We start from the raw sequence: 20,676 nt of genomic DNA, 5'->3' as shown, positions 1-20,676 counted from the left end.
AATCTCGGCAGCCTGGCCCTCAGCACGGCCCCGACCGGCGGGACCGCGGCGACGATCGACGCGACCATCGTGGCGGGCGGCCACGTGGACGTCTGGGCCATCGACCGGCTCCACGTCCTCGGCGTCGCCGGTGCGGGCGCCGCGGGTCTCGGCGGGCTGGGCGTCTCCGTCCTTGTCCTCAACGTGGACAGCGCGACGGATGCGAGCATCGGCGGCACGGCGACCATCACGGCCGGAACGGGCCCGGACGGCAAGGTGAGCGTCAAGGCGCGCATGGATGACGAGACCGTCACCGGAGTCGCCTTCGTCGGAGCCGCGGGCGCCATCGCGATCGGTGCGCAGGTGGTGGTCATCAACGATTCGAGCACGCAGAACGCCCACATCGACTCCAGCAAGACCGTGACGACCCTCACGGGTCCCGTCACCGGTGCAGGCGTCACCCAGGCCGGCGGCGGCATCGACGTCGCGGCCTACGCGAAGCGCACCGCGAACTCGTACGCGATCGGCGTGGGTCTCGGGGCCGTCGCGGTGGGCGTCTCGGCCGCCGTGGTCAACGTCACGGGCGGCGTGAGCGCCACGGTGGGCAACATCGCCGTCGGCGCCGGCGGGACCGTGGGCCACCTCAACGTCTCCGTGACCGACAACGCGACGAACGACCTCCTCGCGATCGCGTTCGAGGCCGGTGCGGGCGGCGGCTTCGCCGGCGACCTCGCGTTCGTGACCCTCAGCGGCACGGCGACCGCCTCGAGCGGCGCGCACGGCACGCTCGGAGCGGGCGGACTGAGCGTCACCGCGGACGGCACGCACACCGCGACGGCGAAGACCCTCAACGTCGCCACGGGCGTCCTGGCGGTCTCGGTGACCGTGGCCCGCGTGACCAACTCCCGCTCCACCGAGGCCCTCGTGGGCCCGACGTCGGCGATCACCTTCAGCACACCGGCACCGTTCCTCGTCAAGGCCACCGCGAGCAATTCCGCCACCGCCACGGCGCCGGGCGGCGGCGGGGGAGGCGTCCAGGTGACCGTCCTCCTCGCCTTCGCCACGGTCTCCGGCCACACGAGTGCCGAAGCCGACGGCTCGGCGTCGAACGCGAGCACTATCACCGTCCAGGCGTTCGCGGACAATACCGCGATGGCCAGCTCGACGACGGTCGGCGTCTCGGTCGTCGGGCTCAGCGGCGGTGTCGCGACGGCGGACATCACGCAGGACGCGAAGATCGAGGCGACGATCGGATCGGGCGCCTCGCTGAACGGCACCGGCCTGGTGCTCATCCAGGCCGGGACGCGCAATGGCGGCAACCAGTCCATCGCGTCGGCCACGCTCGGAAACCTCGGCGGCGTCGCAGCCCTGAGCGTCATGGCGGCCGCCGCGCACGACAACTCCGCGGCGCGGGTGCGCATCTACGGCTCGGTCAGCACCACCTCGACGGCCACCACACCGGGCGCCGCGGCGATCGAGGTCAACGCGAACGGGACGAACCTCGCCACGGCGGACATCCTCGCGGTGACCGGAAGCCTCGGCTTCGCGGGCAACGGCAGCATGGCCTTCGCCGAAGTCGGCTCGAACGGCGACGTGGAGGTCCTCGGACAGTCCGGCGGCGCACTGAACGCGAGCGGCCTCGTGGAGGTCACGGTGACCTCGAACAACCACGCCGAAGCCAGCACCGTGCTCGGCGCGGGCGGCTTCGCGGCCCTCGGCGTCTCGGTTCCGACGGCGAAGGTCGACGGCGGAACGGACATCGGCCTCGGCGGAACCTCGATCACGGGTTCGGCGCTCACGGCGACGTCCCTGAGCTCCAACCTCGCCGAAGCGACCACCAAGGCGATCACGATGGGCGCCATCGCCGCACAGATCGCCTCGGCGAAGGCGGAGATCGGCAGAAACGCGACGACGGAGGCCGGCATCGGCTCGGCGAACGTCGGGAGCGGCGCCATCCTGGTCACGGCGACATCGACCGATACGGCGACGGCCGAATCGGGCGGCGCCTCCGGCGCAGGACTCTCCGTCCAGGTCTTCACCCCGGACGCGGAGATCCACGGCTCCACGCGGGCGTTCATCGCGGCGAGCAGCACCGTCGTGGCCGGCTCGCTCACGGTCACCGCCGGCGCGACGCCGAACGCCACCGGCACGGCCAAGATGCTCGGCCTGGCGGCCATCAGCGGCACGGGCGCCACGCCCACCGCCACCGTCGACGGCACCACCGAGGTGTACATCGGCGGCGGCAGCGGAGTCTCCCTCGGCACCGGCGCGGCCGACCTAGAGGCGACCCGCAACGCCCACGCGACCGTCACGAACATCGACATCGCGGTCGCGGCCGTCACGATCTCCGTGGTCGACCTCGAGGCCACCACGGCCGGCACGATCGCCGCGCACATCGACGACGGCGCCACCCTCACCGCAGGCTCCCTGATCCTCCACGCGGGCGGCACGAGCACTCCGACGGCCACGAACGCACCGCCTGCGGGTTCGAACGTCACGGTCGGCGTGGCCGCGGGCGCATTCATCACCACCCACGCGACGGATTCGACGACGGTCGAAGCGTACGTCGGCCCCGAGGGCCCGGCCGCGGACACGAACCACCCGGCCACCGTCACCGTGAGCGGTACGGGAACCGCCGCATCGGTGGTCGCGAGCCTCACCTCCGCGCCCAAGGCGTTCACGGACATGGTCAGCGTGGGCCTCGGCTTCGACCTCGTGATCGTCAACGAGACCACCACCTCGGCCCCGGTCGTCAAGGCCTTCCTGGGCGGCTCGGCCAAGGTCCTGGCCACCACGGGAGCGGTCGAATTCATCGCCTCCTCCACCGCCACGGCGATCGCGGACGGCCGCGGCATCGGCATCGGCGGCGGTTTCAGCGCCGGGGCGACCACCGCGACGTCGGACTTCCGCCCGACCCTGAAGGCCTTCACGGTGGGAGGCGGCGAACTCCACGGCACGGCCGTCACCGTCTCCGCGCGGCTGAACGTCGATTCGGCCGGAAACCCGGTCCGTCCGAGCGTCACGCTGGCCGGCGACTCCACGCCGTCGACCGTCGACCCCGCCTACGCCCGGGTCCGCCTCACGGGCATCGCCATCGGCGGCGCGGTGACGGCTGCCAGCGCGACCGCGACGAGCAAGCCCGAGGTGTCCACCACCATCGCCTCCGGCACGAGCCTCACCGGCCCCGGCTGGGTCAGCATTGCGAGTGTCGCGTTCAACGCGGCGACCGCCGCGGCGGACAGCCTGGCGGTGGGCGTGGCCGCGGGCATCGGCCTCGCACAGCCGACGGCCGAGGCGGGCGGTCACGTCACCGCGGACTTCAACGGCACGGCCAGCGGAGTCACGGCCGTGACGGTCGGCTCCACGGTCGATTCCTCCGCGGTGGTCCACGGCCACGCGGCCGGAGGCGGTGTGGGCGCAGGCGTCACGAGCGGCAGCTACACGGCGACCACGGACATGGGGGTCTCGGCAGGGGCCGGCGGCACCATCAGCGGCACGGGCGACGTCACCGTCCAGGCCATCGAGCGCAACTCGACCATTGCGGACTACTCGGCCGTCACCTTCGGCGTCGGCGGTGCGGTGGGCGTCTCCACGGTCAAGGCGACCGACTCCTCGACCGTCACGACGACCGTCACCGGCTCCGTGACGAGCGGCGGCACACTCTCCGTCCTCGCCTACCACAACTTCGACGGCAGCAACTTCCTCACCGACCACGTCGTGGACGCCTCCGGCAGCGCACTCACCGTGGCCATCGGCCTCGCGATCTCCAGCAACAACCTCTACGCGAAGGCCGCAGCGACTACGACGGCGACCCTCGCCGCGGGCGGCACACTGGCAGCGCCGGGCGGCGTCATCATCGTCCGGGCCATGAGCGGCGACTTCGCGCACTCGAAGCTGCGGAACGCGAACGGCGCGATCCTGAACGTGTCCGTGGACTCGAACCCGGACGCCGAGGCCTCGGGCAAGACGTCGGCGTCCATCCTCGGCAACGTGCGCGTGCTCTCGGGCAGCACCAGCAATCCCGGCGCCGCGAGCCTCACGGTCCTTGCGAAGGGCAATGACACGGCCGTGGCGGGCATGGACGAGACGGGCGGCGGCCTCCTCTCGGTCACGAACTCGACCTCCTCGAGCCACGGCACCCCGACGGTCGGCGTCGTCCTCGGCGGCGCCACCTCGGTCATCCGGGTCAGTGGGACCGTCAACGCCCAGTCGATCGGCCTGAGTGACTCGGACGCGAGCACCTCGAGTGCCACGGGCGGAGCGATCAACATCGGCTCGTTCAGTGCCACCGCGAAGATGTCCCCGACGTCGACCGCCTCGGTCACGGGCGGTGCGAGCATCATCGCGGCCGGTGCGATCACGGTGGACGCCTCGGCGAACCCGCCGCTCCCGCCGGCCTCGGACGGCACGTTCGACGGCGTGGGCGGAGTCTCCGACGGGGCCAATACCATCACCTTCACCGCGAACCACAACGCGAACACGGGCGACGTGGTGACCTACGACGCGCAGGGCCATCCGGTCATCCCGGGCCTGGCCGACGGCGCCCAGTACTCGGTCATCGTGACGAGCCCGACGAGCCTGCAGCTCGGCGCGGTCTTCACGGGGGCGAACGTCGATGCGGCGAACGACGTCATCGACTTCGGCCTCCGCGAGCACCACCTGCACGAGGGAGACATCGTCTGGTACTCCGCGGTGCCGCTCGGCCCGTCGGGCACGACCTCGGATGTCGGCGGCCTCACGAACGGCACACGCTACCGGGTCCACGTCCTGGACGCGTTCCGCATCAAGCTCCAGCCCATCGGCTTCGTCTCCACGAGCGTCTCGGTGAACGCGGGCAGCATCAACGGCGGAACGGGTGTCATCACGGCCTCGAACAGCTTCCACGACGGCGACTTCGTCACCTACTACCAGCCGGGACCGGCCGTGACGTTCAGCTCGGGCCAGGTCAACGTGGTGTGGGACGGCACCAACAAGAAGTGGGTCGCGGCCACCGGCAATGACGCCAATGACGTGTACTTCGCGGTCGAAGACCCGTCCAACCCCGGGAACTTCCTCGACATGGGCTTCTCCAGCGGCACGCGCGTGTACTACTCGCCGAAGTCGGGCTCCACCATCGGCATCGCGGCCGGCTACTACTACCTGATCCGCATCAACGGCCAGGAATACAAGTTCGCCGACTCCCTCTGCCACGCGACCGGCCTCGCGTCCGATTGCGGCACGTCCTCGAATCAGGCGCAGGTGGCGCTCACGCTCAGCCCGGTCACGACGACGGCCGGCAAGGCCGTCATCCAGCAGCTCTGGTACGCCGCCAACGCACCGATCCAGGGACTCACGGACGGCCACGGCTACTACGTCGTCGGCTGCGGCGGCGCGTGCTCGTCGTCGTTCTCCCTCTCCGACACCGCCGGCGGCGCGGCGAAGACCTACACCATCGTCTCCGGCCAGACCGGCGGGCTCCACACCTTCGCCCGGGACGGCATCAACCTCTCGGCACCCACGCTCCCGTCCGGTGTGTCCGGCCTCGGAAGCCTGGTCTACACACTCGTGGAGGACATCGCCCCGGCGAGCGGTGCGGGCACGCAGCGGCTCCACGGCATCGGTGACAACATCCCCTTCGGTGCGACGAGCGGAGACCTCATCGTCTCGGCGTCCGCCACGGGCGGCGGGGGCGGCGCCATCTCGGTCTCCACCGCGGCGTCCCTCGTCGAGGTCACCTCCACGCTGAGCGCCACCGTGGGCAACGGTGCGACCCTCAGTGGCGGCTCCGTCAGCGTGACCACGCACGGCATCGTCTCCGGCAAGACGGTCTCCTCGAACGACAGCGGCGGGCTCATCTCGGTCAACTCGGCGAGCGCGGACACCCACCTGTACATGGGCAACACGATCCTCATCGACACCAACGCCGCACTCAGCGCCGCACAGGACGTCACCGTGTCCGCGAACTCCGCACTGAACCCCACGATGATCGCCTCCTCGAGCTCGGGCGGCCTCTTCGCCGGCGGTGGATCCGGCGAGACCATCCTGGCCGACTACTCGACCACCGTGACCGTCAAGGGCTCCGTGACGGCCGGCACCGCCGCGACGATCGAATCCCACACCTCGGTGAACGGGTACGGCCAGGGCACGGCGGACGTCGGCGGTCTCGGCGTCGACGGCACCACGAACCTCGCGATCCGCGTGGGCCGTGGCGACGCCGGCTGGGTCCCCGGTTCCGCGGCGGTCGCGACGACGCAGACCACCATCGGGGGAGCGGTGACCGGCCGGACGGTGGCCGTCGGCGCCTACGTGGACTCCCTGCACCTCGTCGGCACCTCGAGCTCGCGGGCGACGGCGTTCGGGGCCAACTCCGAGGCGACCACGGCGGTGGACGTGAGCGGCCTCACCCAGACGGTGCTCTCGAACGGCTCCGTGCTCACCGGCAACGTCTCCACGGCGCTCAATGCGGAGTACCGAGGCATCTTCATCGACAGCTACGCGTCCTCCACCTGCCACTGCTTCGGCGGCCGCACCTCCCCGACCGCGAGCTCGGACATCGCCACCACGGCCCAGGTGGCGGGCATGAGCGGCTCCACCATCACCACCTCGGACCTCTCGGTCACGGTCAACCAGCTCGTGGACCGCTACCTCCGCCACACCGACCGCAGCGGCGGCTTCCTCGACTTCGGCGGATCGGACAGCAGCGGCGGCAGCCAGAACTTCCAGCGCTGGATCTTCTGGGAGTCCACCGTCATCATGCTCGGCGAGCCGAATCCCTGGGTGGAGGTGGATGCCAACGGCAACGTCACCAAACTCGTCAACGCGACCGTGCGCGATGCCAACGGCCACGTGTACACGGATGACCCGTTCAACAACATCCACACGGTCGGCCAGCTCACGGGATCCTGGTTCAGCGCGGACGACATCCTGTACAACCACGGCGCCAACGCCCGGTTCCTGGCGAATGTCCCGGCCAACATCACCAACGGCACGGCGCCGGCCGGCGAGATCTGGGGCGGCCTCGGCCAGTTCCAGTTCCAGCAGACGTGGAACTACGTCAAGCTGCTCAATGCCTCGAACCTGAACATGATCGTCCACAAGATCAACGTCGTGAACACCGTCAACTCGCCGGTCATCGACATCCGCGTCCAGAAGATCGACGCCGGCACGGGCCACAGCGTGAGCGGTCTGAGCCCCCCGAGCCCCGGCCCGAGCCTCGACTTCGACATCAAGTACACGTTCCCGCCGACGCTCGTCCAGATCAAGAACACGTGCGCGTACACGTGCCCCGTCCAGAACCCGTTCATCCGGCTCGATGACTACATCGAGAACCCCATCGGCACCACCGACATCGAGAACGCGAGCGGTGACATCCTCGCGGGCCCGCTGGGCGCCGTCGCCACCAAGGTCATCCGCACCAACATCCTCACGCTGTCCGCCCCGCACGGGAACATCGGCCACCAGGCCGCCCAGCACCCGGTGCCCGGGACGCAGGACACGGAGCGCAACCCGATCGCCGTCGAACTCATCCGCTACCAGAGCGTGGACGGCGCCTACCACGACTTCTCCATCACCGCCGACGCCGGCGCGGACCTCGTGCTCGACCTCACCGCCAACCGCCGCACCGACGAAGCCCTCGGCTCCGCTCTCACCGTCACCATCGCACGGCTCACCGCGGGCGACGACCTCGACGTCGTCGTCAACGACAGCAAGAACGGCAACGACCTGGCGAGCAACATCCTGGTGACCGTGAATGCGTACCACGCCGCGACGAACAACTACCACTACGTCTTCCCGACGGGCTACAACCCCGGTGTCAGTGCGGACGGCGCACCGTACGGCTCCACGTCCACGAACCCGGGCAGCGGCCAGTACCAGACGCATTACGAGCCGGACACCGCCGACCCGAACCTCGCCCGCATCCTGCGCGCCTTCGGGACCGTGACGTCCACTCTCGACTCGGACTACGTCTTCTCCGAGGCCCGTGCCGGCGACGATCTCGACATCTGCCACGTGTCCACCTCCTCCGCCTACGCGGCACAGGAACCCAAGTACTGCGCGAACACGGCGATCGACGACGGCACGCACGTGGTGAGCGCGGCGACGCCCGTCACCACCGTGACCTTCACGATCAACACGGACGTCGCCTGGACCGGTGGCTCGCCGAGCACCAGCCCCGTGGACGATCCGAGCCTGTCCGGCGGCTACCTGACGGCCGACGCCGCACAGATCTTCCTGACGACGAACGGCAAGATCACCGCGACGGAGCTGGCCGGGGACATGCTCGTGGGCCACATCGACTCGACGCAGAGCGACGTCGTTCTCTCCTCGCCGCAGCGCATCCTCGACGCCAACGGCCAGCCGTCGATCGACGTCAGCGGCGTGAACATCACCATGACGGCTGGCACCGGCGGGACGCTCGGAGGCATCGGCCTCCCGAGCGACTTCCTCGAGATCAACGTCGACGCCCTCCGCACCGGCACCGGCGTCCTGACCGCGATCGACACGGCCTCGCCGAACACCCTCGGCGTGTTCCTCACCGAGATCGGCGACAGCAACCCCGCGAACACCGATGACCTGCGCATCCACCTCGTCCGGACCCGCGGCGACGTCTCGCTCGCCACGGTCAAGGGCTCGGTCATCGACGCCAACGGCCCCACGGGCCAGACAGCCGCGGAAGTCATCGGCAACACGATCGACATCAAGGCCGCGGGCGGATCGATCGGCGCGGCGGACGGTACGAACGACCTCGACATCTCCTCGGGCCGTTTCACCACCCCGTGGAGCCCGGCCTCGACCACCCCCGCGGCGACGGTCGCCCTCGAAGCGGACACCGGCATCTTCGTCACCGAGATCCCGGACGCGGTCGATCCGGCCGACCTCGGCACCCCGGCCCCGATGAACGTGGTCCTCGCCCGGACCTTCGCCGGCAACATCCGGCTCACCGTCGCGGAGACCGCGGCACAGGGCGAAGACCTCAACCTCCTGCCGTGCGCGAACCCCGCGAGCGGCGGCCGCCGCTTCTGCAGCCTCCTCTTCGCCGAGAACGCCCCGCGCACGACGGCGAACGGCCAGATCCAGCGCGGCCTCATCCAGGCGGACCACGGCTGGGTGCTCCTGCGGGCCGGCGACAACGTCACCACGGACGGCTACAACGGGGCCGTGGCCACCGACGCCAACCCGGCGCTCGTCGCGAGCGTCCGCGCCGCCCAGTGGATCGACATCTACGGCGACTTCTCCAACAGCGGTGCGGGCTCCGCCGCCGGCGTCCCCGACCTGGGCTGGGGCACGGTCATGCACCTGCACGGCGAACTGTGGTCCGGCACCGCGCAGACCACCAACGGCACGGCACTGTTCGGCGGCACCCAGACGAACGCCTGCGTGAACCAGCTCGACAAGGACGGTCACGCGTGCAACCTCACGCGGATCTTCGGCAACACCGACGCGGACATCATCAGCCTCGACCAGACGTACCTGCGCAACATCACCCGCGTCTACGGCAGCAACACCCCGACGCCGGGCGGCTCCTACGCCCCGGTGGGCGACGGCGAAGACTTCATGTTCGTCAACCAGCTCCAGACCATGGACGTCGCGGACGGCATGACGCTCACCCTCGACGGCCAGTCGGGCACGGACACCTACGTCATCAACACCACCGGCAGCCAGCCGTGCTTCACGGGCGACCCGACCGGTTCGAGCTGCCACAACTACGTCATCAACGTCCTGGACACGGGCGCCCCGAACGACGGCACGGACTACCTCACGGTCAACGGTTACGACAACCCGCTGTCCGGCTACGACGCCCACGGCAACCCGTACCCGGCCGATGACATCTTCCTCCTGCGCCGTTCGCGCTTCATCGCCTCCACTCCGACGTCCAACACCGTGGGCGAACGCTCCGACGATCCCGGCTTCGTCGCCCTCCTGCACGGCCAGTTCGGCGCCCGGGCCCCACTCTTCACGGGCAATCTGAGCCTGTGCTTCACGGCCACGGGCTGCGGCGCCGGCACCGCCCCCGGACGCACCCTCATGGGCGCTCCGGCCGGCACCTTCGCCCAGAGCCTCGTGGGCCTCCGCGTCCACCTCGGCGGCCCGACGGCGGGCGTGTGGACCGGCGACTACACGGTGGCGAGCGTGGACCCCAACGGCACCTGGATCACGTTCTCCGAGACCCTGCCCGTGGGCGTCTCCCTCACCACCGAGCAGGTGCCGACGTCCAACGTCGCCCTGACCAACGTCACCGTGAGCCTGCTCACGAACGACGTCACGACGTCGGACCCCACCGGCAACCCGGCCCTGCGCACCCAGGCGTACGAGCGCATCAACTACGACACCGGCATCAATGGACGGCTCACCGTCAACGGCCTCGGCGGCAACGACGTCTTCGCCTCCGACGACGTCACCGTGACCACCACGCTCGACGGCGGCGCGGGCAACGACTCGTTCCAGATCGGCCAGATCTACGGCCGCCAGCGGGACGGGAACGCGTTCTCCTCGAACCTCGGCGTCTCCGCCGACGGCATGACGCGGGACACGAGCGGGGGAGACCTCAATCCGCAGGACGTCTTCGGGACGGTCGCGACGACGCGCGGCTGGGTCTCCGCGGGTGCGTCCGCACCGCTCGTGGCAGTCGGCGACGCGGGCGATGACACCTTCACGGTCTACTCGAACCAGGCGCCGCTGCGGCTCGAAGGCGACGACGGCAACGACCTGTTCGTGGTCCGCGCCTTCGCCCTCGCTGAGGTCCGGACCGGCCACGGCCTCCCGGCGTCGATGGGCGGCAAGAGCTGCACCGACCCGGGCGTCTCGCTCACGGCCGCCGAGCGCGCCACGTGCGACATCGTGTGGATCAATGCGCAGGACCAGATCGCGATGCCGCGCCTGACGAGCGGCTTCTCCACCGCGGCCGAGAGCGACATCCGCACGGGCGCCGGCCAGAACCAGGTCGAGTACAACCTTAACGCCCCGGTCTCGATCGACGGCGGCACGGGCTTCAACAAGGTCGTGATCCTCGGCACCGAGTTCGCCGACCACATCGTGGTGACCGCGAAGGCGATCTACGGGGCAGGTCTGTCCGTGACCTACACCAACGTCCAGGTCCTGGAGATCGACGGCCTGGAAGGCGACGACACGATCGATGTGCTCTCCACCGCCCCCGGCATGGTCACACGCGTCATCGGCGGCCTCGGAAGCGACACCATCAACGTCGCGGGCGATGTGGCCGGGGACGTGACGGCCCTCAACATCCAGGGCACCAGCAGCACCGTGAACCACGGCGTGGTGTCGACGGACCCGGGCTACAACGGGATCGTGGCCGACGGCGTCCCGGTCACCGTCGCGCGGCCGGGTCAGGGCCAGGTGGTCATCACCGAGAGCGGCGGCTTCACCGCGGTGTACGAGGGCGGCTGCTACCTGCTGAGCCCGACCTCGTCGCTGTGCGGAAGTGTGCCCCCGCTCCCGTCGCTCGACTCCTACACCGTCCATCTCGCGGCGCACCCGGTGTGCACGGGCCTCTCCGACGCCCAGTGCAAGGTGTACGTGAGCGTATCGGCGGCCTACCCGCCGTCGACGGAGCACCCGCAGCTCACCGTCGGCAACCTGCCCGACGGCGCCCCGACCGGCAACGCCGGCGACACGATCCTCGTCGCCGCGAACCTCAGCGGCAGCGCGCTGGCCGACTTCTACCGCCAGATTCTCCTGGGCGGCGCGTCGATGAGCGCCTCGAACCGCTCCCTGGTCCTGGTCTTCGACGGCACGAACTGGAACACCGACCAGACGGTGTACCTCTACGCGGTGGACGACACGCGCGCCGAGGGCACGCGGGTCGTCACAGTGAACCACTCGGTCATCAGCGCCGACCCGAACTTCGACGGCGCACTCGTCCGCAACGTCGAGGCCACCATCTACGACAACGACCAGGCGGACATCCTGGTGGGCCAGACGGATCCCACCACGGGCCACCTCGACAACGACACCACCGTCCTCGCGGGCACGGTCACCACCGAGGTCTCGGACCAGATGACAGTCCAGCTCGCGAAGGCGCCGGCGGCCGGCCAGACGGTGGTGGTCCGGATCGTCCCGGGCGACAACATGGTGTGCCTGTCCAGCACGGATGGCCGCTTCGCCGTCGCACAGGGTGCGGCGTTCAGCGACCCGACGGCGTGCGGTGCGACCCCGTACGTCTACACCGTGACGTTCACCAGCGCGAACTGGTACATGCCGGTCATCGTGACCATCCACGCGCGGACCATCATCGCGCCGATGGACCCGCACAATATGGCGATCATCATGACGATCGACCCGTCCACCACGGACGCCGCCTACCTCGCGGCCGCCTCCCGGATCAGTTCGCGGGTGGACGTCCAGGTGATCAGCGACAAGACCCCGGGCGTGTTCGTGCAGCAGAGCGACGGTTCCACGGTGGTCCAGGCGTGCGGCAACGTGGCCTGCACCGTCCCGGGCACGGGTGACTCGTACTCCGTGCGCCTCAACTCGGCTCCGGCGGCGCCCGTCACGATCTTCATCCTCACCGATGGCCAGGTCGACGTGGCCCCGTTCGGCGGCACGGCGTACCAGTCGTACGGTGGCCAGCGTGCGGCGCAGGCGTTCAAGGGCTTCCTGAACGTCTCCGGCTCCACCATCACCCGCGGCAACGGCTCCGACCTCGGCAGCTTCCTCGACGAGGGCTTCCGGATCGGCCAGAAGATCCGCATCAGCGGCACGGGAACGGCCGACGACGGCGACTACCAGATCGTGGGCCTCAGCGCCGGCTCGCTCACCCTCGACCGTCCTCTCCCGGTGGCCCGGCCCCTCTGGGCGAACCCGTTCTCCAACGTCATCATCAGCCAGCTCCAGGACGCCGGGATCTTCACCGGCACGGCCGGCCACACGCTCTCCTACAACGCCGTGACCGGTGCCCTCACCCGGGACGACGGCTCGAGCTGGCTGGACAGCGGCTTCACCGAGGGCATGATCATCAAGATCTCGGGCGACCCGAACTTCTACAAGATCCAGTCCTTCGGTTCGGCGAACGGCGGCACGCTCAACGTCCTGTACTTCACCAGCACGGCCAAGCCCGCCGCCGTCGGGCCGCTCGCCACCGTCACGCAATGGGCCGCGACCCTGACGTTCACGCAGTCCAATTGGTGGATCCAGCAGACCGTGAACCTCCTCGCGGACGTCAACTGGGTGGTTCCCGCGGGACGCGCGAACCTCGTGACCTTCCCGAAGCAGGCCCACCGCCTCGATCAGATCCGTGGCCCGCTCTCCGTCGAGGGCGGCGCGACGGCCTCCGACCGCTCGCTCAAGGCCGCGATCCTGCTCCCGGGCGAAGGCAACACGCCGCCGTTCCGGGTGGCCGCACAGCCGCCGGAATGGCAGCAGATCGACACCCTGAACATCTACGACGACGGCAGCCACCAGAACCTCTCCGGCAACCTCACCTCGACGGCCGTCACGGGTCTGAACATGGGCCCGGGCCTGGACTTCTCCAGCCTCGCCGACCCCGTGACGCACCGCCTCCCGTGGGGCGAACCGCTCACCTTCCCGGGCGGCATCAGCTACGGTTCGCTCAGCGTGGACCCGAACACGGGCCAGTACTCGATGGACAATTCGGTCTCCACGATCGAGGTCCTGAACATCATGCTCGGCTCCGGCAACGACACCTTCACCGTCCAGAGCACCCTCATCCAGGGCGGCGACTTCAACCCGATCACAGGCCTGCGCGGCGAGCTCGCGCATCATGGCGGCATCACAGCCGTCCACGGGGGCGGGAACAGCCCGCTGCTGGTCAACGGAACCTTCTCCGTTCTGACCGTGGGGGGCGGCAGCGGGCTTGTCCGTGCCGACGGACTCGCCTGGACGAGCCTCGGCTTCCGTGCGGGCCAGCTCGTCGAGGCACCCGACGGGCACCTCTACACCGTGACGGGCTTCGCGAACAGCGGCAACGCGGGCTCGCTGCCCGGCGACGTCATGCTCCTCGCGGGAGCGTCGCCGCTGCCCACGGGCCCGCTGACGGGCCAGATCTCCGTGGCCGACGAACTCTCGGCCGGCAATGGCGCCCCGCGCACGCCGCTCCCGGTCGGCTGGACCCCGGCGCAGAGCATGCTCAGCATCGTGGCCGGCAATGGGATCCTCCTCTCGAACGGCCAGGCCTGGCAGGCCCTCGGCTTCCGCGCCGGCCAGCAGGTCTACATCCCCGGCGCCGGGATCCGCACCATCCTCCGCTTCGCCAACAGCCCGGCCCTGAACGCGGACGGCAACCCGTCCGACGGCGCCGTCATGATCGTCGACGGCGCGGCCCTCACCCCGGGTGCGCTGGCCGGCGTCGTGAGCGCGGTGAGCCGGCTGTGGGTCGCCGGCAGCGGCTCCATCACGGCGACGGCCGACGGCGGTGTCATCGCCTTCACGGGCCTGCCCGCCGGCGCCCTGACGGCCTCGGGCCTCACGGCCGGCATGCTGGTCCGCATCGACGGGGTCACGGGCTACCGCATCATCACGGCCATCGACCCGGTGGCCGGCACCATCACGGTCAACGGCGGAGCACTCGCCGCGGTGCCGTCGTGGACCGGCCTCGTGAGCGCCATCCGCCTGGGCGGCGACACCATCACCGTGACCGGCGGTGGCGGCCCGGCCTCGCCGCTGGTCCTCTACGGCGACACCTCGCAGGACGGCGTCTGGTACGGCGGCGATCCGACGCACCTCACACTCCACAACTTCGGCCCGAAGCCGATGCCGCACATCGAGGGCTCCAATGTCACCCTCTCGCTTTCCGCTGACGGCCACACGGGTACGATCACGCTCAACTCCTGCACCGGGACCTGCACCGGCAGTGGCACGTTCCTCCACGACGGCTTCGCCGTGGGCCAGGAACTCGCCCTGAGCCTCGCCACACCGATCGTCCAGAGCGGCTCCGTCCTCCTGGGCACCGACCGCATCACGCTCGCCACCGGCACGTGGAACGCCGCCTACACGACCGGCATGCAGATCATCATCTCCGGCCTCACCGGCGTCTGGACCATCACGGGCTTCGACAGCCTGCGCCAGACCATGCTCCTGAACGGCCCCGTGATCGCCCCGATGCCATGGGCGACGCGCACAGTGACCGCGGTGTCGCAGTACGTCGGCATCATCAAGGCGGTCACCGCGACCACGATCTCGGTCAACCTCACCCTCTCGCTCGCCGACTTCCCGGCCGGCCCCGCCTTCCCCGTCACGACGCCGGGTGCCACCACCACGGGCGTGTACAGCGTCGTCGTGCTCAACCGGGTGGGCAACAGCGCACCGTTCTTCATCTTCCCGCTCGCCAACCCGTTCCAGTTCAGCGGCAACGACATCATCGACGCCCACGCGCTCACCGGCACCGACGCCAACGGCAATCTCCTGAGCATCGGCGTCACGATGTACGGCGGTGCGGGTGACGACGTGCTCATCGGCTCGCAGACCGGCGACCAGATCGCGGGCGGTTCGGGCTCGGACACGGTCTTCGGCGAACGCGGCGAGGACATGATCTACGGCGACTCCGGCTTCAATGTGGACCTCATCACGCGCGTGCTCACGGTCGCGACGGCAGGCAATGGCCCCACGGGCTACCCGGCCGCGCAATACCCCGACCGTGACCTCCTCAAGGCCGCCCCGGACCTCCTGTACGGCGCGGGCGTGGGCACGCTCCCCGGTGTCAACGGCACCACCATCGGCCAGGATGACAACATCATCTTCGGCGACCTCGGAGTGATCACCCAGGACGTCTCGGGCGCCCGTGATACGACGAAGCCCGTTCCCGGCAAGCTCCAGAAGATCCAGACCACGCTGCTCACCGGCGGCCTCGGCACGGCCGGCACGCAGACGGACGGCGGCATCGGCGTGCTGAGCGTCGACTCGAAGGCCCTGCAGAACGGCGACGACGACTGGGTCTACGGCGGTTCGGGCCGCGACATGCTCATCGGCGGGCCGGGCAACGACGCGGTCGACGGCGGCGGGCAGAACGACATGATCTTCGGCGACAACGTCTCGATCCAGCGCAGCTACGGTGACTGGACCAACGGACGCTTCCAGTCGCTGTGCGGGACGCTCCTGTACAGCCGCTCCGACCGGACCAACCCGTGCGGCGGAGCCGTGGACGCCTACAACTCCGGTGCGCTGCTCACCAACGGGGTGGCGCAGAACTACCGCACGGCCAACGACGTCCCGTGGTGGGCCGAGTACAAGGTCTCCAACCTGTGGCAGGACTTCGCGGCCGACGACGGCCTGAAGTGGCTCGGCTCGTGGGGCAACGACTACCTTGCCGGCGGCGGCGCGAACGACGTGATCCTCGGCCAGATGGGCGATGACACCATCCAGGGCGACGGCTCGATCGACTGGATCTCCCCGGGCAGCCCGACGTCGATGCTCCAGCGCGTGGGTGCGTTCCGCACACCGACGGGCTGCACCGGAGCGGCCGGGTCGATCGTGTGCGACCCCGTCGGCCCGCTCACCGTCTACCCCTCGGTGGAGCGCGCCACGGACGGCTCGGACTACATCGAAGGCAACGCCGGCAACGACGTCATCTTCGGCGGCCTCGGCCAGGACGACCTGGTGGGCGGCAACTCCGACTTCTACAGCCTCACGAGTCCCTACCAGCGGCCCGACGGCGGCTCCTACTCCGTGGTGCCCGACGCCTTCGGCAACCCGACGTACGTGCCGCTCTCCGCCGTCGTCGGCGACCTTGGGAAGAACCTCATCTTCGGCGGCGCCGGGACACAGACCGACCTCAACAACGAAGTCGGTGAGACCGGCGGTCTCAACGCGACCGCGAACCGGCAGCTCGCCGACGGCACACTCAACCGGGACATCCACTCCCGTGACGCGGACACCGTGGTCGGCGCGAACGGCGACATCGTGCGGATCGTGGGCATCAACGGCACCGACACCTCGGGCTGCCAGGCGGCGACATCCTCCGGTGCCGCGGCGGACTGCCACCTGCTCCTGAGCAACCCGGACACCATGCGCTACGTGACGTACAACTGGGACACCTACGATCTGACGCGCTGCACGCTCGACGCGTCCGGCCGGCCCGTCTCCTGCAAGTACAACGCGGACGGCCAGCAGGTGGTCCGGGGCGTGAGCCTCCTGGACTACACGCCGGGCGGCCCGGACTTCCGGCCAGACCTCTTCTTCCCGGCCGGCACCCCCGGGACGTGCAACACCTCGCCCACACAGCCCGTCTGCAGCCCGGTCCTGCCGGGTGTCCACAGCCTCATGTTCGCCCAGCAGCTTGCCGCCTGTGCCCCGGCCCTCGACGCCAACGGCAACCCGGTCTACAACCCGAACTGCCGTCTCTACGACATCGGCGGCGTCAACGAGGTCCACGGCGAGTCCGGCGACGACACCGTCTACGCCGGTCCCGGCTACGACATCGTCTACGGAGACGCCCAGAACGATCAGATCATCGGCGGCTGGGGCAGCGACTGGCTCTCCGGTGGCACGGGCGATGACACGATCCTCGGCGACGACGGCCGGATCTTCACCAGCCGCAACAGCGCCACGGGCGTGAGCTGGAACGGCAGCGCCTGGGTCGCGAACGGCTGCGCGCCGAACGCCGCCGGCTGCTACTCCGAGCCGCTCTTCGGAGTCCTCACGCTCCTGCCCACGGACCCGAACACGCGCATCTCCAACGGCAACGTCCTGGACGAGTTCATCTACACGCCCGGTATGGTCCAGCAGGCCACGATCAACCACAATGGCGCCCTCGCGACGGCGGTCGATGAGACATCGTTCGATCTCACCCCGCGCTCCGCGGGCGCCGCGAACCCGAACTACGATGCGAACAATTCGGATGACGTCATCTTCGGCGGCCTCGGCAACGACCAGCTGCACGGCGGGGCGGGCGATGATGCGATGAGCGGCTCGGAGGCCCGTGCCGAGAGCTACGTGCAGGCGTTCGACGCCAACGGCAACCCCGTGGGTGTCACCCGCACCGACTTCTACCACCCGTGGAACCCGGGCGACATCCTGCACTTCGGCGCGGACACCAACGCCTGGCATTCCAACCACCACGTCGCCAGCCGCCTCGGCGAGTTCCTCCTCTACGATGAGTACGATCCGCGGCGCATCATCCTCTTCAACCCGGATGGCAGCGTGTGGAAGGGCGGCCCGCCGCCCAAGAACCTCCAGTTCTTCCTGAACAACGACGCGACCCTCGGCGACCCCGTCACCGCCTGCACCGCCGTCGACAATCAGAGCAACTGCACACAGACCAGTACGGTGCCGTCGGACGGCAACGACGTTCTCTTCGGAGACCTCGGCAACGACTGGCTGGTGGGCGGCACCGGCAACGACACGATGTACGGCGGCTACGGCAACGACCTCCTCCAGGCGGACGACGATCTCACGACCGGCACGAGCTACGGTCTGAACGATGTGCCCGACGGGCCCAACTCGAGCTTCGAGGACCGCGCGTTCGGCGGCGGCGGGCTCGACATCCTGATCGGCAACACGGGCGGCGACCGGCTCATCGACTGGGTGGGTGAGTTCAACAGCTACCTCGTCCCGTTCTCGCCATTCGGCATCGCCACCGTGAGCCGGCAGGTCGAGCCGCAGCTGCCTGAATTCCTGTACGCACTCTCGCGCTCGCAGGGTGCCGACCCGACGCGGGCCACCGACACCGGCGACGATCCGGCCCGCAACGGCGAGCCAGACGGTGAGCTCGGCCTCGTCACGCAGCACGACCACGGACTGTGGCAGCTGCAGACGGGCGGCCCCACCGACCCGCAGGCCGGCAACCTGCCCGGCGGAAAGAGGGACGTGCTCCGCTCGGCCGACTTCAACGGCGGAACACTGCAGGGCTTCGCAGTCGACTCGGGTACGTTCCAGGTCGCCAACGGCCAGCTCCAGGTGGGAGCCGCATCGCTCGGCAAGGACGCCGCAGCCGTCTGGTACGCCGACGCCTATCTCCCGATCTACTACGAGATCCGTGCGTCGATCTCAGTCCAGAAGCCCACGGGCGGCTGGAAGGCGAACTCGTTCGTCATCTTCGACTACTGGAGCCCCACGGACTTCAAGTTCGCGGGCATCGACGACTCGATCAACAAGATGGTGATCGGCCACCGTGACGCGAACGGCTGGTGGTACGACGCGCAGGGTTCGGTGCAGGGCTCGCTCTCGCCGGGTACCTTCTACGATCTGCTGGTGGCGGTCAACGGCACCGTGGTGACCGTGACGATCAACGGGACCAAGGCGTTCACGTACAGCTTCCCGGTCAGAGTCCTGCCCAACGGGGATCGGGTGGCGCTCAACAAGGGCTTCATCGGCTTCGGCTCGAACGACTCGCAGGGTGTCATCGACAACATCGCGCTGCAGGTGATCCCGCCGCAGGTGGTACTCGACCGCACGAGCTACTTCGACAACGGCACGGCCGACTGGTTCACCGCCGATCAGACGGGCATCTGGAACGTGGCCTACGGGCGGTACGGAACGGCGGCCGGCGGCTCGCCCGTGGTGTCCGCTACGAGCTACACCCCGCAGGGCCAGCTCATCGATCCGACGTCGTACGTCGAGGTCGTCGCGGTGCTGAACACCAACGGCGTCGCGGGCCTGGTCTTCGACGAGTACGCGCCGAACGACTTCAAGTTCGCCGCGCTGGACATCGCCGGTCAGCGCGTCATCGTAGGCCACATGGATCCTCGACGCGGCTGGCAGATCCAGCAGAGCTACGCCGTGGCGCTCACGGCGGGCAGGGACTACACGCTGGACCTCGTCCTCAAGGGCACGGTGGTGACGGTCACGCTCAACGGGCAGGTGCTCGGCAGCTACATCTTCAACGCGACTGTGACCGACGGCAGGGTGGGCACGCTCGCTCAGTCCGGCACGGCGTCGTTCGACTCCTTCCGCTTCATGACGGACGACCAGGTGTTCGCCGGAGCGTCTCCGCCACCGCCCACCATCTCGATCGCGGACGCCGCGGTGACCGCACCGGCGTCGGGAACGACGACGGCGACGCTCACCATCACGCTCTCGGCGGCACCTGCCAGCCCGCTCACGCTGAGCTGGACGGCCCTGGACGGGCCGGTGGCCACCGCGGCCTCGGGGGATTACGTGGCGGCGTCCGGGACGGTGACATTCGCGGCAGGATCCACGTCCGCGACGATCAAGGTCACGGTGAACGGGAGCGGGAAGTACGAGCCGAGCGAGTTCTTCTGGGTCCAGGTCTCCCCGGTGGCGGGTTACAACCTGGCGCGCGGTTTCGCGGCCGTGACGATCACGAGCGCGATCGCACCGCCCGCCGGGGCCACCACGACGACGGCGACGCCGACCGCGACGGCGAGCAGCGCGAGCTCCGCACCCGCTCTGGCGCCGGCGGCGAACACGACCGCGGCCACGACGCCGGGCACCGGCTCAGGCACTTCGACGTCGGGCACGGCCAGCCCGGCGGGCAGTACGAGCGGCCCGGGCATCACGGCCGTGCCTGCCGCCGGTGGCAGCACGGTGACGTCGACGGGCGGCGTGTACTTCAAGGTCGTGGGCGCCAACAACCGGGACTATTACCAGATCACGGTGGTGTGCACGGTGAACGGGGCGGTCGTCTACAGCACGGCGCTGACCGTGGTGATCGGCGCCGACGGCACCGGCCGGTCCCAGACGATCTACCCGCCCGCGGGCGGCTCCTGCACGGCATACCTGCAGATCCCCAAGCAGATCGACAGGCCGCGCACGGTGGGACAGACAGGCTTCACTGTTTCGTAGAGC

The 20,676-nt window shown here is 69.6% G+C and carries 1 protein-coding gene (running past one end of the window); it reads left to right on the top strand.

Translation table 11 applies throughout. The annotated features are described in order from the left end of the window. Positions 1 to 20,673: the 3' portion of a hypothetical protein gene (locus tag Q9R02_RS03120; RefSeq protein ID WP_305995164.1), read on the top strand. It extends 12,444 nt beyond the left edge of the window; only the last 20,673 of its 33,117 coding nucleotides appear in the window; its start codon lies beyond the left edge, outside the window; it ends in the stop codon at positions 20,671 to 20,673. The last annotated feature ends 3 nt before the right edge of the window (positions 20,674 to 20,676 follow it).

Origin of the sequence: Arthrobacter horti (assembly GCF_030731045.1) — a bacterium.
In the GTDB taxonomy this organism is placed as follows: Bacteria; Actinomycetota; Actinomycetes; order Actinomycetales; family Micrococcaceae; genus Arthrobacter_E; species Arthrobacter_E nanjingensis.
Note: the sequence above shows the minus strand (reverse complement) of the source record. Positions and strands in the feature narration are given on the sequence as shown.